The 14,932-nt window shown below is 65.6% G+C and carries 17 protein-coding genes; 5 read left to right on the top strand and 12 right to left on the bottom strand.

From position 1 onward, the window contains the following. Positions 1-45 precede the first annotated feature (45 nt). Complete coding sequence (gene dnaN / locus ASE95_RS07585) at positions 46-1,149, bottom strand: DNA polymerase III subunit beta (protein ID WP_056635915.1); 1,104 nt, start codon at positions 1,147-1,149, stop codon at positions 46-48. Between the two features lie 117 nt (positions 1,150-1,266). Beyond that, complete coding sequence (locus ASE95_RS07580) at positions 1,267-1,881, bottom strand: outer membrane protein (RefSeq protein ID WP_056634032.1); 615 nt, start codon at positions 1,879-1,881, stop codon at positions 1,267-1,269. A gap of 134 nt (positions 1,882-2,015) precedes the next feature. On the opposite strand from ASE95_RS07580, the gene ASE95_RS07575 reads away from it, so the two are divergent. The 3 genes from ASE95_RS07575 (at position 2,016) to ASE95_RS07565 (ending at position 4,484) form a co-directional block, all read left to right on the top strand. Continuing rightward, positions 2,016-2,486 (top strand): hypothetical protein, encoded by a 471-nt coding sequence (locus ASE95_RS07575; protein ID WP_056634029.1) that lies wholly within the window; start codon positions 2,016-2,018, stop codon positions 2,484-2,486. A 62-nt stretch (positions 2,487-2,548) separates the two neighbouring features. Next, positions 2,549-3,733: a 23S rRNA (adenine(2503)-C(2))-methyltransferase RlmN gene (rlmN, locus tag ASE95_RS07570; RefSeq protein ID WP_235528230.1), complete on the top strand. Its 1,185-nt coding sequence runs from the start codon at positions 2,549-2,551 to the stop codon at positions 3,731-3,733. After that, entirely contained in the window at positions 3,726-4,484 is a 759-nt protein-coding gene (locus ASE95_RS07565) for a sulfite exporter TauE/SafE family protein (RefSeq protein WP_056634026.1), read from the top strand. The genes rlmN and ASE95_RS07565 overlap by 8 nt, the downstream gene beginning before the upstream one ends. Positions 4,485-4,488: 4 nt before the next feature. Here ASE95_RS07565 and ASE95_RS07560 read toward each other — a convergent pair whose 3' ends face one another. Then, the gene (locus ASE95_RS07560) at positions 4,489-5,100 is read right to left on the bottom strand and encodes a flavin reductase family protein (RefSeq protein WP_056634023.1); all 612 of its coding nucleotides are present in this window, start codon (positions 5,098-5,100) and stop codon (positions 4,489-4,491) included. Positions 5,101-5,126: 26 nt separating this feature from the next. Here ASE95_RS07560 and ASE95_RS07555 point away from each other — a divergent pair, with 26 nt between their 5' ends. Further along, the gene (locus tag ASE95_RS07555) at positions 5,127-5,819 is read left to right on the top strand and encodes a cytochrome b/b6 domain-containing protein (protein WP_056634021.1); all 693 of its coding nucleotides are present in this window, start codon (positions 5,127-5,129) and stop codon (positions 5,817-5,819) included. Then, positions 5,816-6,571 (top strand): molybdopterin-dependent oxidoreductase, encoded by a 756-nt coding sequence (locus tag ASE95_RS07550; RefSeq protein ID WP_056634019.1) that lies wholly within the window; start codon positions 5,816-5,818, stop codon positions 6,569-6,571. Before ASE95_RS07555 ends, ASE95_RS07550 begins: the two co-directional genes overlap by 4 nt. Positions 6,572-6,733: 162 nt before the next feature. Here the strand turns inward: ASE95_RS07550 and ASE95_RS07545 are convergent, their stop codons facing one another. The 9 genes from ASE95_RS07545 to coxB form a co-directional block, all read right to left on the bottom strand. Beyond that, positions 6,734-7,360: an SURF1 family cytochrome oxidase biogenesis protein gene (locus tag ASE95_RS07545; RefSeq protein ID WP_056634016.1), complete on the bottom strand. Its 627-nt coding sequence runs from the start codon at positions 7,358-7,360 to the stop codon at positions 6,734-6,736. Beyond that, positions 7,357-7,743 carry a DUF983 domain-containing protein gene (locus ASE95_RS07540; protein WP_056635910.1) on the bottom strand — a complete coding sequence of 129 codons (387 nt, stop codon included), beginning with the start codon at positions 7,741-7,743 and terminating at the stop codon, positions 7,357-7,359. The genes ASE95_RS07545 and ASE95_RS07540 overlap by 4 nt, the downstream gene beginning before the upstream one ends. Further along, positions 7,740-8,651 (bottom strand): cytochrome c oxidase subunit 3, encoded by a 912-nt coding sequence (locus ASE95_RS07535; protein ID WP_056634013.1) that lies wholly within the window; start codon positions 8,649-8,651, stop codon positions 7,740-7,742. Before ASE95_RS07535 ends, ASE95_RS07540 begins: the two co-directional genes overlap by 4 nt. 34 nt (positions 8,652-8,685) lie before the next feature. Further along, positions 8,686-9,219, bottom strand: coding sequence for a cytochrome c oxidase assembly protein (locus ASE95_RS07530; RefSeq protein ID WP_268795816.1), 534 nt, complete (start codon positions 9,217-9,219; stop codon positions 8,686-8,688). Between the two features lie 8 nt (positions 9,220-9,227). After that, the gene (locus ASE95_RS18020) at positions 9,228-9,365 is read right to left on the bottom strand and encodes a hypothetical protein (protein WP_200918775.1); all 138 of its coding nucleotides are present in this window, start codon (positions 9,363-9,365) and stop codon (positions 9,228-9,230) included. After that, positions 9,362-10,261 (bottom strand): heme o synthase, encoded by a 900-nt coding sequence (locus ASE95_RS07525; RefSeq protein ID WP_056634007.1) that lies wholly within the window; start codon positions 10,259-10,261, stop codon positions 9,362-9,364. The genes ASE95_RS18020 and ASE95_RS07525 overlap by 4 nt, the downstream gene beginning before the upstream one ends. Before the next feature lie 13 nt (positions 10,262-10,274). Beyond that, positions 10,275-11,258 (bottom strand): alpha/beta hydrolase, encoded by a 984-nt coding sequence (locus ASE95_RS07520; protein ID WP_056635909.1) that lies wholly within the window; start codon positions 11,256-11,258, stop codon positions 10,275-10,277. A 740-nt stretch (positions 11,259-11,998) separates the two neighbouring features. After that, on the bottom strand, positions 11,999-13,663 hold the full coding sequence (gene ctaD, locus ASE95_RS07515) for a cytochrome c oxidase subunit I (RefSeq protein WP_056634004.1): 1,665 nt from the start codon (positions 13,661-13,663) through the stop codon (positions 11,999-12,001). A 4-nt stretch (positions 13,664-13,667) separates the two neighbouring features. Continuing rightward, positions 13,668-14,870 (bottom strand): cytochrome c oxidase subunit II, encoded by a 1,203-nt coding sequence (gene coxB, locus ASE95_RS07510; RefSeq protein WP_056635905.1) that lies wholly within the window; start codon positions 14,868-14,870, stop codon positions 13,668-13,670. Between the last annotated feature and the right edge of the window lie 62 nt (positions 14,871-14,932).

Genomic DNA, 14,932 nt, shown 5'->3' with positions numbered 1-14,932 from the left:
ACCGCTGGCCGCCGCCCGCTCTTCGCGAGGCGGCGGCGGTGCGGGTCAGACCCGCATCGGCATCAGGACGTAGAGCGCCGGGCTCTTATCGTTTTCGCGGATCAGCGTCGGCGCGGCGGCATCGGCCAGATGGACCTCGACCTGATCGGTGCCGATCTGCCCCAGGATATCGAGCAGGTAGCGGCTGTTGAAGCCGATCTCGAACGGTGTCGCGGCATAATCGCCCGGCACTTCCTCGGCAGCGGTGCCGTTCTCCGGGCTGGTGACCGACAGCGTGATCTTGTCCCGGTCCAGCGCCATCTTCACCGCGCGCGTCTTCTCGGTCGCGATCGTGGAGACGCGATCCACGCCTTCCATGAAGCTCTTCGGATCGATCTTCAGGATCTTGTCGTTGCCGGTCGGGATGACGCGGCTGTAATCGGGGAAGGTGCCGTCGATCAGCTTGGACGTAAGCACCGCCTGCCCCAGATCGAACCGGATCTTGGTGCCAGACAGCGAAACGCCAACGGACCCATCGACCTCGTCGAGCAGCTTGCGCAATTCGGCGATGCACTTCCGCGGCACGATCACGTCCGGCATCCCCGACGCACCTTCGGGCTGATCGACGGTGACCCGTGCAAGGCGGTGGCCGTCCGTGGCCGCGGCTTTCAGCACACCGTCGGCGACGTGCAGGAAGATGCCGTTGAGATAATAGCGGGTCTCTTCGGTCGAGATCGCGAAGCGCGTCTTGTCGATGATCTGCTTCAGCGTCTCCGCGGGCAGCTCGAACTGGGTCGGCAACTCGCCTTCGGCGATCACCGGGAAGTCATCGCGCGGCAAGGTGCCCAGCGAGAACCGCGCGCGTCCCGCCACGATCGTCATCCGCCCCTCGGCGGCGGTCAGGGAAACCTGTGCCCCCTCCGGCAGCTTGCGCGCGATGTCGAACAGCGTGTGCGCCGACAATGTGGTCGCGCCCGGCTGGTCGACCGCGGCGGCGACGCTTTCGTTTATTTGCAGGTCCAGGTCGGTCGCCATCAGGCGCAACTGCCCCTCGGCGGTCGCCTCCAGCAGCACGTTCGACAGGATCGGAATGGTGTTGCGCCGCTCCACCACCGACTGGACGTGGCTCAGCCCTTTCAGCAGCGTCGCGCGTTCGATCGTCGCCTTCATCGTCACTTCCCCCGGCCCGCAGGTCACTCACCAGGGGCAATTGGCCGATTCTCCCTAGCCAAAAAGAAAGGGCCGGAGCAAGCGCCCCAGCCCTTTCCGCTCCACGACGGAGAGAAATCAGAAGCGGATGCCGAGTCCGGCCATCAATTGATGCCGGTCAAGGTCGATTTCATAGCCGTCGATCTCGCCGTAATGCGAATAGCGGTATTCGGCGGTCACGAACGAGCTCGGCGTCAGCTTGTACTCCAGCCCGGCACCCAGCCGGAACCCGCCGAGGTTGGTCTTGTCGATCAGCTCGCTTTCGGCGGTGGTGATCGGCTGATAGCGGCTCTCGACGCGTGCGTTGGTGTAGCCACCCTTGCCGTAGATCATCGCCTGCGGCGAAATCACGTAGCCCAGCCGCCCACCGACGTAGATGTCGCGCCCGGCCTCAAGGGAAAAGCGGTCCCCCGCAGCCAGCGCGTTGTAGCTGCGCGCCTTGGTCGTCGCATCGGTCAGCTCGCCATCGATGCCATAGACGATGTTGCCGCGCTGGAAATCGTAACCGATCCGCCCGCCATAGGCCAGGCCCTCGCGCCCTTCCGAGTCGCCGTCGCCGCCGTCCTGCAGGTTGTCGTAACCGGCCAGCACCTCGACCCGGCCACCCTCGAAGGAACCGTTCTGCGCCGACGCGGGGATCGCCACCGCGAACGCCAGGGCCGCAGCCGGGATCGCCATTGCAAGCTTACGCATGTCTCACTCCATCTCACGCACCCCGAACGCGGGGCGTGCGACGTTAAATACGCGCTGCGTTCATCGTTGCATGAACCTGACATAAACAGGGAAATACGTTGCCTTTGCGCCACACCGGCGCGACAGCTCCTGCCATGATGATCGCGCTTGCCTTGCTGACCGCCGTCGGAGTGCGCGAGCCGCTGGGCGTGTGGCAGCGCTGGGCGGCATTGCGGGAGGGGCCGGGCGCACGCTGCTTCGCGATCGCGCGACCGTTGCGACGCGACGGGACCACCGACCGGCGTGGCGGCTATGCCTTGATCGCCGCGCGACAGGGTATGACACGCGCGCCGTCGGTGCGCTTCCACCTGTCGAAACCGCGTGGTGCGGGCGCGCCGCTGACGCTGGTGATCGGGGACCGCCGCTTCGCGCTGGGTGGCGATGGGCTGGAGGCCCGCGCCGGCGATGCCGCCACCGATCGTGCGATCGTCGGGGCGATCCGCGGTGCGGCGGCCATGACGCTCGCCACCTTGGACGCCGCGGGACGCACGCTGGCCGACACCTATCCGCTCGCCGGGGCGGCCACCGCGATCGATGCGGCGCAATTGGGATGCGCACGCGGGTAAAGCTGGAAAAATCGACGCTCCTGGGATATAGGCGCGAGATGCTCACAGCCTCGGCCGCCCCCATGCCCATTCCCGGGCACATCGATCCCGTGACCGTGCCGCGCGCCAGCGCGCCGCGCACCGACGGGCGTATCGACCTGATCGGGCTGCCGCGCGACGAATTGCGCCGTGTTCTGGAAGAAGCCGGGCTGGAAGTGCGGCAGGCCAAGCTGCGCGCCAAGCAGATCTGGCACTGGATCTACAATCGCGGCGCGACCGAATTTGCGGTGATGACCGACATCGCCAAGGCGCAGCATCCATGGCTGGCGGAGCGATTCGTGATCGGCCGGCCGCAGGTGGTGGAGGCGCAGGTGTCGACCGACGGCACGCGCAAATGGCTGCTGCGATCGGAGGACGGCCAGGATTACGAAGCGGTGTTCATTCCCGACGCCGATCGCGGCACGCTGTGCGTGTCCAGTCAGGTCGGCTGCACGCTGAACTGCCGCTTCTGCCACACCGGCACGATGCGGCTGGTGCGCAACCTGACCGCGGGCGAGATCGTCGGACAGGTGATGCTGGCGCGCGACGCGCTGGGCGAATGGCCGAGCCAGCCCGAAGGACGGATGCTGACCAACATCGTCATGATGGGCATGGGCGAGCCGCTCTACAACTTCGAAGCGGTGCGCGATGCGTTGAAGCTGGTGATGGACGGCGATGGCCTCGCACTCAGCAAGCGCCGCATCACGCTGTCGACCAGCGGTGTGGTGCCGATGATGGCCCGCGCTGGCGAGGAGATCGGCGTCAATCTGGCCGTGTCGCTTCACGCGGTGACCAAGGAAGTCCGCGACGAGATCGTGCCGCTGAACCGCAAATACGGCATCGAGGAACTGCTTCAGGCGTGCGCCGACTATCCCGGAGCGAACAACGCGCGGCGGATCACGTTCGAATACGTCATGCTGAAGGACAAGAACGATTCGGATGCGGAGGCGCACGAGCTGGTCCGCCTGCTCAAGCATTACAAGCTGCCGGCCAAGGTGAACCTTATCCCGTTCAATCCATGGCCGGGTGCCCCGTATGAGACGTCCGCACCGGAACGCGTGCGACGCTTCAGCGACATCATCTTCGAAGGCGGCATCTCGGCACCGGTGCGCACCCCGCGCGGCCGGGACATCGACGCGGCCTGCGGACAGTTGAAGACCGCCGCCGAGAAGAAGAGCCGCGCCGAACTCGACCGACTCGAAGCGGAGAAGCAGGCCGCGCTTGGTTGATGCCGCCGGTCTGGCGCTCGCCGGTGCGGCGGGCGTCGTGGGCGGCATGATGAACGCACTGGCAGGCGGCGGCACCTTTGCCACCATGCCGGCCCTGCTCGCGCTGGGTACGCCCGCCAATATCGCCAACGCCACGTCGAACCTCGGCCTGATGCCCGGTGCGGCGGCAAGCGCCTGGAGCTTCCGGCGCGAGTTGAAGCCGGTCGGCGGCGTATCGGTGCGGGTGCTGGCGGCGATCACCTTCGCCGCGGGGCTTGCGGGCAGCGTGCTGCTGGTGGTTACGCCGGGCGCGGCGTTCGACCTGATCGTGCCGTGGTTGCTGCTGATCGCCTTCGTGGCGATCGTCTTCGGCGCGTCGGCCGCCGATTGGCTGGCGGCACGGGTGACGATCGGTACGCGGACGTTGATGATCGTTCAGGCGGTGCTCGGCACCTATGGCGGCTATTTCGGCGGTGGCGTCGGGATCATGACGACCGCCACTTATGGGCTGCTCGCCGGCGCGTCACCTCGGTCGATGTTCGCGCCGCGCACGCTGATGCTGACCTGCGCGAATTTTGCGGCGGCGATCGTGTTCGTCCTCTGCGGCATGGTCCGCTGGGACGTCTGCCTGCCGATGCTGGCCGGCGGGGTGCTTGGTGGATGGCTGGGCGCCATCGTCGGCAAGCGATTGCCTGCGAACGCCGTGCGATGGTGGACGATCATGGTCACCGGGGCGACGACGGCGGTATTCTTCGCACGCGCCTACGCCTGACCGCCTAAGCCGGGCGCCGCATCGCAAAACGCTGCGCCTCGCCGATCTCGAAATAGTCCGCAGGGCCACCGCCACGCAGGATCGGGCGCGCGCGCGCCGTCTGGTACACCCCGTCCTCCAGCATCGCGGCATCGATGTGGATCGCCACGGCTTCGCCCAGCACCAGCCAGCTCGGCAGATCCGCGCCGCCGCGATCCTGAAGCTGGACGATCTGCGTCACCTTGCATTCGAACTGCACGGGGCTGCGTGCGACGCGTGGCGGCGCGACCAGCACCGACGGCAACGTCTCCAGCCCGGCCAGCACGAACTCGTCGGCGTCGGTGGCGGCCGCGCTGGCGTTCATCTGTTCGGCAAGATCCCGCGTCGCCAGGTTCCACACGAACTCACCCGTCGCACGCGCGTTCGTCAGCGAGTCCTTCACTCCCGACGAGCAGAAGCCGATGATCGGCGGGCGATAGGAAAACAGATTGAAGAAGCTGTATGGTGCAAGGTTGCGCCGGCCATTGCTGGACAGGGTCGCGATCCATCCGATCGGGCGCGGCGCGACGATCGCGTTGAGCGGATCGTGCGCCAGGCCATGTCCCCGCGCGGGCTCGTAGAAATGCCATTCGGTCATGGGGCTGTGTCTGCTAGGAAGCCGGCATGCCCGCAACCGTCATCTACCGCCATCGGATCGCCACACGATTGTGGCATTGGGTGAATGCGGTCGCGATCTTCATCCTGATCGGCTCCGGACTGGGCATCTCGAACGCGCATCCGCGGCTCTACTGGGGTCATTATGGCGCCAATTTCGATCACGCCTGGGCGCAATTGCCGCGGTTCCCGGCGTGGTTGACGATCCCTGCCAGCTACAATCTCGCGATATCGCGGCGGTGGCATCTGTTCTTCGCGCTGGTGCTCGCCCTCTCGCTACTCGCCTATATGATCGTCAGCCTGCTCAACCGACATTTCCAGCGCGATCTGGCGGTGCGGGGACGCGACATCAGCGCGGCGCATCTCGCCGCCGACGTGCGCGCGCACCTCGATTTCCGCTTTCACGATCCCGAAGCGCCCTGCGACTATAATGCGCTGCAAAAACTCAGTTACGTCGCCATCGTCTTCGTCGCGATCCCGCTGGTGATCCTGACCGGACTGGCGCTGTCGCCAGCTATGAATGCGGCGTGGCCGTGGTTGCTTGAGGTGTTCGGCGGTCGGCAATCGGCGCGCTCGCTGCACTTCATTGCGATGGCGATCATCGCATTGTTCACGGTCGTACATCTTGCGCTGGTGATCCTGGCGGGATGGTGGAACGGCGTACGCTCGATGCTGACCGGACGTTGGCGGGTGCCCGAATGACCGCACCGCTGCTGGGGCGCCGCGCGTTGATCGCGGGGGGCACGGGATTGATGCTGGCCGGGTGCGACCGCGTTGCGCAACATCCGGTCGCGCGCACGATCCTCTTCAAGGGCGAGGAGATGCATCGCGGGCTGCAACGCGCGCTGTTCGACCGGGGAGCGCTGGCGCCCGAGTTCCGACCCGACCAGATGTCCCCCCGTTTCCGCACCAACGGCACGCGCGACCCCGGCACTGCGGGCTATGCGGCATTGCGGGCCGGGCGCTTCGCGGACTGGCGGCTGGCGATCGACGGGCTGGTCGCACGTCCGCTGTCGCTGTCGCTGTCGGACCTCGGCACGTTTCCGCAACGGGCGCAGATTACCCGTCACGATTGCGTCGAGGGGTGGAGCGCGATCGGCAAATGGCAGGGGCCGCGGCTCGGCGACGTGCTCAAGGCAGCCGGGCTGCGCGACACGGCGCGCTACATCGTGTTTCGATGCGCCGACCTGTACGGCGGCATGCCTTATTATGAATCGATCGACCTGATCGATGCCTTTCACCCGCAGACGATACTCGCCTGGGCGATGAACGACCGCTTCCTCGATGTCGGTCATGGGGCGCCCCTGCGGCTGCGCGTCGAACGGCAGCTGGGCTATAAGCACGCCAAATACCTGATGCAGGTGACCGCCGTTTCGAGCCTAGCCGCTGTCGGCAAGGGACGCGGCGGTTTTTGGGAAGACAACGTCGACTATGACTGGTGGGCGGGGATCTAAGTCATCGCAAGCCGCATCAGGCTATGATGCGCCACTCGCCTCCTTGTCGCCGATGGCCTCCCGATCAGGTTGTCGGCCGTTTCGTTGCGGTCGACAGATGGCGGGAGGCCGGACCGAGCGAGCGACTTCAGCAAGGTAAGGCGCTGTCCACGTCGGTCTGGGCTAGCCGAGCGTCGGTGACGTACCCGTCCCTCCCCGTCGCCGCACCGCGATGACGTAGATTGCCGCTGCCACGGCCGCGAACAGGAACCATTGTACGGCATAGGCCAGATGGTTGTTGGGGACTGCCTCGATCGATGGCGGTGCGTTCGGGAACAGGCCCGGCGCAGGACGCTCCATCACCAGCATCATCTCGCGTGTCACGTTCGGGTGCATCACCGTGGCGATCAACGGCTGGCCATCCGGCGCGTGCGCGATCCACCCTCGGACTTGACCGCCACGCCACGTCACCCGGCCAAGCGGATCGCGGGTCGTGCCGATCTGAACGCGAAGGCCCGGACCTTCCGCCCCGGTCCTGCACAGGGCGATGATGCGATAACCCGCGGCTCCCGCGCCCGCGCGGGTCATCGAGACCGGCTCCAGACAGAAGGCGCTTGCCCGGCGGAACAGCAGCGACTCGTCGGGGAAGCGGGGGAATGCGATCGCCGGTCGGCCCGGATTGGCGGCCAGTTGGGCGAGGAACGCTTCCTTTTGCGGGCGCCGCTCCAGCAACTGCCACAGACCCAACGCGATCATCACGGCGACGGCCAGTGCGACGACAATGGTGGGAACAACGGGGAAGCGCTTCACGGGATGATCCGACCCTCGCGTGCTGCGGTCTTGAACTCTGTGGCCAGCAGCCAGCCCTTGGCAACCCGCAACGACCAGACCACCGCAGCAGTGGTAGATGGTACCCACAATATGACGTGGAGCCACCACGGCGGCGATAGCGACAGTTCGACCACGATCGCCAACGCCACGACGATCGCTCCCCACGCCAGCACCAGCAGCGCGGCCGGACCGTCGCCGACGTTGAACGCCGCCATGTCCAATCCGCAGGCGGGGCAGCGATCCGCGAAACGGATGACGCCCGCAAACAAGGTACGGGCGCCACAGCGGGGACAAAGCCCCTTTACTCCGCAATCGATCGGGCGGAGCGCGGCTGCGGCCGCCGCCCGACCGATGCCCGTCATCCGCCGTGAACCGGCGCGCCCCAGCCGCCCCATACATAGACGGTGACGAACAGGAACAACCACACCACGTCCACGAAGTGCCAATACCATGCAGCGGCTTCGAACCCGAAATGCTGCTTGGGCGTGAACTCTCCATGATAGGCGCGAATCAGGCAGACGATCAGGAAGATGGTGCCGATGATGACATGGAAGCCGTGGAACCCGGTCGCCATGAAGAACGCCGCGCCATAGTTGATGCCCTTGAACGGGAATGGCGCGTGCATGTACTCATATGCCTGGATGCTGCTGAACAGCAGGCCCAGTAGGACGGTCACCCACAAACCCTTGAGCACGCCGTCGCGGTCGCCGACGCCCAGCATGCCCCACACGCCGCGCTTCTCGCCTCCGCGCTGATTGTGGATCAACGCGTGGTGCGCCCACGTCACGGTCGTGCCCGAACACAGCAGGATGATCGTGTTGAGCAGCGGCAGTTCGAAGGCGTTGATGACCTCCAGCCCCTTGGGTGGCCATTGCGCGGCAATCGCCGCGGCACCCTCCGCCGCGCGCTCGACTTGCCCGTCCACCACCTGCATCGCCGTGGGGAACAAGGAAAAGTCGAAGAACGCCCAGAACCAGCCGACGAAGAACATCACCTCGGAGGCGATGAACAGGATCATGCCGTAGCGAAAATGGAGCTGCACCACCGGCGTATGGTCGCCCGCATGCGCCTCACGAATCACCTGATGCCACCAGCCGTACATACAGAACAGCACGGAAGCGAAGCCGATCAGGAATACCCAACCGCCGCCCGTGCCCTCATGCATGTACATGATTCCGCCCGCCGCCATCACGAGTGCGGCGAACGAACTCAGCAACGGCCATGGGCTGGGTGGCAGAATGTGGTAATCGTGGTTCTTGGCACCCGCCATGCGCGGCTCTCCCCGTTTCACTTATGCGCCGGTCTTACCCGCTCGTTTTCGCGGAATCCACCGGGTAAAAGGTGTAGCTGAGCGTGATCGTCTGAACGTCGCGCGTATCGGGATCCTGCAGGATCTTGGGGTCGACGTAGAAGATGACCGGCATCCGCTGCGTCTCGCCCGGCTTCAACGTCTGTTCCGTGAAGCAGAAGCACTGGATCTTCGTGAAATATTTGCCGGCGATCGCCGGGGTGACGTTGTAGGTCGCGGTGCCCGTCACCGCCTGCGCCCCGCGGTTGGTCGCGGTGAAAAACGCCATCTCACGCGCGCCGATCTCGACGGTTTCCTGCTCACGCTCCGGCATGAACCGCCACGGCAGCTTGGGGCTGGTGTTGGCATCGAACGCGATCTCGATCGAACGTCGCACCCCGCCCGGTGCCGCCTCGGCACGCCCGGTCGTGCCGTTCAGCCCGGTCGCCTCGCAGAACATGCGGTAGAGCGGTACGCTGGCGAAGGCGAGGCCCGCCATGAAGCAGATGCCGATCACCGCCAAAAACGCGGTGCGCAGCGTCCGGGGCACCGGCGTGCTCAATGTGCCATGCCCTGCTTGATCCGGGCGATCGTGATGAAGAAAATCAGCACGACGAATGCGCCGAGCAGCAGCGCGACGACGATCGCACGCGCCTTTTGCCGGCGGCGGATCAGGTCTCGTTCGTCGTCGTTCATGCCACCCACCGATCGACGACCAACGCGCCGAATATCGCAAAAAGATACAAGATCGAGAAAGCGAACAGGCGCTTTTCGTAGAACATCGGCTTATCGGCCCGGCGCGCGCCCGCCGCGACCAACGCCGCCAGCACCCCGAAGCCGGCGGTCAGGATCACCGCGGCGACGCCATAAATGCTGCCCGCCAGTCCAAGCGGCCATGGGGCGACCGCCACCGCCGCCATCGGGATCGTGTACAGTCCGATCTGTCGCCGCGTCACCGCCTCGCCCGCAACCACGGGCAGCATCGGCACACCGGCATTGGCATAATCGGTCTTCACGAACAGCGCGAGCGACCAGAAATGCGGCGGCGTCCACAGGAAGACGAGAGTGAAGAGCAGGAACGGCAGCAGCGCCACCTGTCCCGTCGCGGCCGCCCAGCCTATCAAGGGCGGAAAGGCACCCGCCGCGCCGCCGATTACGATGTTCTGGGGCGTGCGGCGCTTCAGCCAGACGGTGTAGATCAGCACGTAGAACAGGATCGACACCAGCAGGATCGCGGCGGAAGGAAGATTGACCGCCAGCCCCATCAGGATAACCGAAAAGGCGCTCAGCCCCACTCCGAAGTGCAGCGCCGACTGACGATCCATGCGCCCGGCGGGCAGCGGACGCTGCGCGGTGCGCTTCATCACCGCGTCCAGATCGGCCTCATACCATTGGTTCAGCGCCCCGGCGGCGCCCGCGCCCAGTGCGATGCACAGGATCGCGGTGAAGCCCAACACCGGATCGACCGTGACGGGCGCGGCCAGCATCCCGCAAAGGCCGGTGAAAACGACAAGCGTCATCACCCGCGGCTTCGTCAGCGCCAGAAAGTCACGCCAGTCGGCGGGCGGAAGAAGGGGGGCGGCGGTGGTCATCGGTCGGTCGGCTCTACTCCTGACGCGGGCGCGTGGGAAGCCGCGCCAGCCATGCGAGCAACAACCGGTTGACCTCTTCCGGCCGCTCCTGCTGCGTCCAGTGTCCGCAACCATCCAGCATATGCCCTAGTACCTCCGGCACATGCGGCCGCATGACCGTCAGCGGATCACCATACGCCCCGAAACCGAACGAAGCGGGATCGCGCGTGCCGCCGATGAACAGCGCGGGTTGCTCGATACGATGGCCACGCCAGGCCTGTGCCCAACTGAAATCCCGTTCGTGGTTGCGGTAGCGGTTGAGCGGACCACGGAACCCGCCCGCTTTGAATTGTGCGACGAGATAGTCGAGATCGTCATCGTTCAACCATGCCGGAAATCGTCCGGGATCGACCAGCCCGTCCAGCAACGTCGCGCCGGCCGGCTTATCAGGCCAGCTACCGGGGGGAGCCTCGCCCGAAATCGCGAAGTAGAGCCGCCGAAGATAGCCGCGAACGTCGGCTTCGGCCTCTTCCTCGGGCGGGCCGCATCGCTGGAACCATTCCTGGTAGAAGAAGCGGTCGCGATCCGTGAACGCGTGGCGAAATATTTCGGTCAGCGGCCTGGCCGGTACACCGGTGAACGGAACGGACAGTGCAGCCACCGCCGCGACACGGTCCGGTCGTGTCAGCGCGCTGTACCAGACCATCGGTGCGCCCCAATCGTGACCGACGAGGACGACCGGTCTACCCGGCTGAAGCGCATCGGCGACACCGATGATGTCGTCGACCATCGCCGCCATGTCATACGCCTCGATCGCTTCGGGCTTGTCCGAGCCGCCATAACCGCGGACGTCGATCGCGGCAGCGGTGTATCCTCCGACTGCGAGGGGGGCGAGCTGGTGCCGCCAGCTATACCAGCTTTCCGGGAAGCCGTGGACCAGCACGATCAACGGGCCGTCGCCTTCGACCATGGCGCGCAGGCGGACAGCACCGGTTTCGATCATGCGAGCTTCAGGCATGTCGCGCTCCGTCGGTGACGACGACCGAAGTGGTCGGTTGCCGGGCATATAGCGCGCGGACATGACGGTTCGTTGCTTCCGTGTTCGTCACGATACGACGATGATCGGCAGCACGGGCGTGATTGGCGCAGCAACGACGATCGATTCCGGCACCCACCCGCTCACCAGGTCGCCGGAGTGTGGGCAGGCCCTTGTTATCCCGATCCGCTGCGTACGACCGGCACGGCGGCCGCACCACATGTGCTTCTGCTCGTGCAGGTCCGGCGAGGGTGACGAAACAGCACGCGGCGGGCTTCGCGCGTGCCGTCTGGAGGCACTCCCCTTCCGGCCCGCGACACAGCGGCGCGGAGGTTAGTCTAACGGAATGGTCGATCGAGTGCGACGACCGAACACCCCGCGCCCGTTTGCAGCGAGCAGTTTCACCCGGACGGGCACCTGCCACCGGTCGGGTTGAAAGCTTCGGCACGAGAGCCTCGAACCGCATGACCCCGAGGTGCCGGATAACGTGCGGCATGCGTGACGAAGAGCGTCGCGTGGCACAGGGCGGCTGCTCCAAAAGGAGGATGCGCTGAGTTCCCCGACCGAGCCCACCGCGTGCTGCGATTGCTCCGCGGCACATTGGTGAAATGGGTGCGAGGAGGGCGTGCTCGCTCGCTCACGTCAGCGAACTCATGTCCGGTTCCCGACAAGACAGCGGCAGGGAAGCTCTCGCCACCCCGCCGCCTCCCTCAAAACGACCGTCAATCGATCTTCGGCAACGTCTCGAACTGGTGGAACGGCGGCGGGCTGGACAGCGTCCACTCCAGCGTCGTCGCGCCTTCGCCCCAGGGATTGTCGGGCGCCTTCTTGCCAGCCAGCATCGACCAGATGATGTTGACGAAGAAGATCGCCATCCCAGCCGCCATGATCATATATCCGACAGTGGCAACGGTGTTCCAGTGCGCAAAGGCATCGGGATAATCGGGGTAACGCCGCGGCATCCCCTGAAGCCCGAGGAAGTGCATCGGGAAGAACAGGATGTTCACGCCCACGAAGAACACCCAGAAGTGCAATTGCCCGAGCAACTCCGAATACATCCGCCCAGACATCTTCGGGAACCAGTAATAGAAGCCGGCGAACAGCGAGAACACCGCACCCAGACTCAGCACATAGTGGAAGTGCGCCACCACGTAATAGGTGTCCTGCATGTAATCGTCGACGCCGCCGTTGGCCAGCACGACGCCGGTCACGCCACCGACGGTGAACATGAAGATAAAGCCGATCGCCCACACCATCGGCGTCGGGAAGCGCAGGCTGCCGCCCCACATCGTCGCGATCCACGAGAAGATCTTGATGCCGGTCGGCACCGCGATCACCATCGTCGCGGCGGTGAAGTACATCTTGACGTTCACGCTCATGCCCGTCGTGAACATGTGGTGCGCCCACACCACGAACCCGACCACGCCGATCGCGACCATGGCATATGCCATGCCTAGATAGCCAAAGACCGGCTTGCGGCTGAACGTCGCGACGATGTGGCTGACGATGCCGAAGCCCGGCAGGATCATGATGTACACTTCGGGGTGACCGAAGAACCAGAACAGATGCTGGTACAGCACCGGATCGCCGCCGCCCGCCGGATCGTAGAAGGTGGTGCCGAAATTACGATCGGTCAGCAGCATGGTGATCGCCGCCGCCAGCACCGGCAACGCCAGCAACAGCAGGAAAGCGGTGACCAGCACCGACCAGGCGAACAGCGGCATCTTGTGCAGCGTCATGCCCGGCGCGCGCATGTTGAAGATCGTCGTGATGAAGTTGATCGCACCCAGGATCGAACTGGCGCCCGCCAGGTGAAGCGACAGGATCGCCATGTCGACACTGGGTCCCGGCTCGCCATAGGTCGAAAGCGGCGCATAGACCGTCCAGCCAGTGCCGGCGCCGCCGAAGAACGGCGAGGCGAGCAACAGGAGGAACGCAGGCACCAGCAGCCAGAAGCTGATATTGTTCATGCGCGGAAACGCCATGTCCGGCGCACCGATCATCAGCGGTACGAACCAGTTGCCGAACCCGCCGACCATCGCCGGCATGACCATGAAGAACACCATGATCAGGCCGTGCGCCGTCACCAGCACGTTCCACAGGTGAAGCGCCTGGTCGAATGTCTGTTCGCCGCCGTGCAGCATCGACGCCCATGCCGGCAGGTACTGGATGCCGGGATGCATCAGTTCGGCACGCATCAGCCCCGAAATCGCGCCGCCGATGATCCCCGCGACGATCGCAAAGAGCAGGTAGAGCGTGCCGATGTCCTTGTGGTTGGTGGACATGAACCAGCGCGCGAAGAACGCGGGCTTATGGTCGGCGTGCGCATCGTGGTGATGGTCGTCGTGGCTGACGAACGCTGACGGATGGAGCGCGGTGTCGGTCATGATCTTAGCGTCCGGCTTCGCCGACGCCGCCCGGATTGCCGGTGGCGCCTTGCGGGGAAGTGGGGGAAGTGACGGTCCCGTTTTCGAGCGGGCCGGTCATCGCGTTGGCGACCGCGGCCTCGTCCGCCGCCGCAGCGGAATTGTCCGCGCCCGGCTGCGGGATGACCGCGTCGGATGCCTTGCCCGGCGTCGGCATTGTGCCGCCCTTGGCCCGCACCCATGCCGCGAACTGCGCCGGCGTCACCGCCTCGACCGCGATCGGCATGAACGCGTGACGCGCGCCACACAATTCGCTGCACTGGCCGAAATACAGACCGGGCTTGTCGATGGTGAAGCTGGTTTCGTTCAAACGGCCGGGGATGGCGTCCAGCTTGATCCAGAACGCAGGCACCGCCCAGCTGTGAATGACGTCGTTCGCGGTCGTGATAAGCCGGATCGGCACGCCCACCGGCAGGACGACGCGATTGTCGGTCGCCAGCAGCCGCGGACCGTCGACATCGGTGCGCGCACGTTCGCCGGGGGCGACCTGATTGCCTTCCTTCAGCATGTTGGCGGTGATCTCGACTCCGCCGTGATCCGGATATTGGTAGCTCCAGAACCATTGATTGCCGATCGCCTTCAGCGTCACCGCACCTGCCGGCGCGGGTTTGAACTGCGCCTGGAGCAATCCGATCGACGGTACGGCGATCGCGACGAGGATCAACACCGGCACCAGCGTCCACACGACTTCGATGAAGGTATTGTGGCTGGTGCGCGACGGCGTGGGATTGGCGCTGGCGCGAAACTTGATGACGACCACGACCAGCAGGACCAGCACCAGGATCGAGATGATCGTGATCAGCGGGAACAGGATGCGATCGTGAAACCAGTGCGCGCGCAAGCCGTTCTTCGTGACCTGTGGCTGGATGTGGATCACACCGTCGATCGGGCGGCCGACCGTCGGATCGGCCAGGGCGCTGAGCGGCGGCGCGCCGTCCATCGCCAGCGACGGGGAAGCCGGCGCGGCGTCGGACGCCTGCACCGAACCGCCAGCCGGTCCCTGATTCGAATCGGCGGGGCGCAGCCCGGTCGGCGCGGCGGTGGCCGCGGTGGCGGGGGACGTCGCAACGGGCGCAGGCGTTTGCGCCGACGCACTGGCGGCGCCCGTCGCAGCGGCCAGCGCGAAGCCTGCCGCCATCACCCAACCCTTGAACCCGGTTCTCAGCATCTTTTTATCGTCACCCCTGTCGTGGTGCGCCCATTCGCGTGCCGGGCGTGTCGAGCGCCCCT

It is taken from the genome of Sphingomonas sp. Leaf231, assembly GCF_001421995.1.
Taxonomy (GTDB): Bacteria; Pseudomonadota; Alphaproteobacteria; order Sphingomonadales; family Sphingomonadaceae; genus Sphingomonas.
The sequence above is the reverse complement of the archived record's forward strand: the minus strand, read 5'-3'. Positions and strand labels throughout refer to the sequence as shown.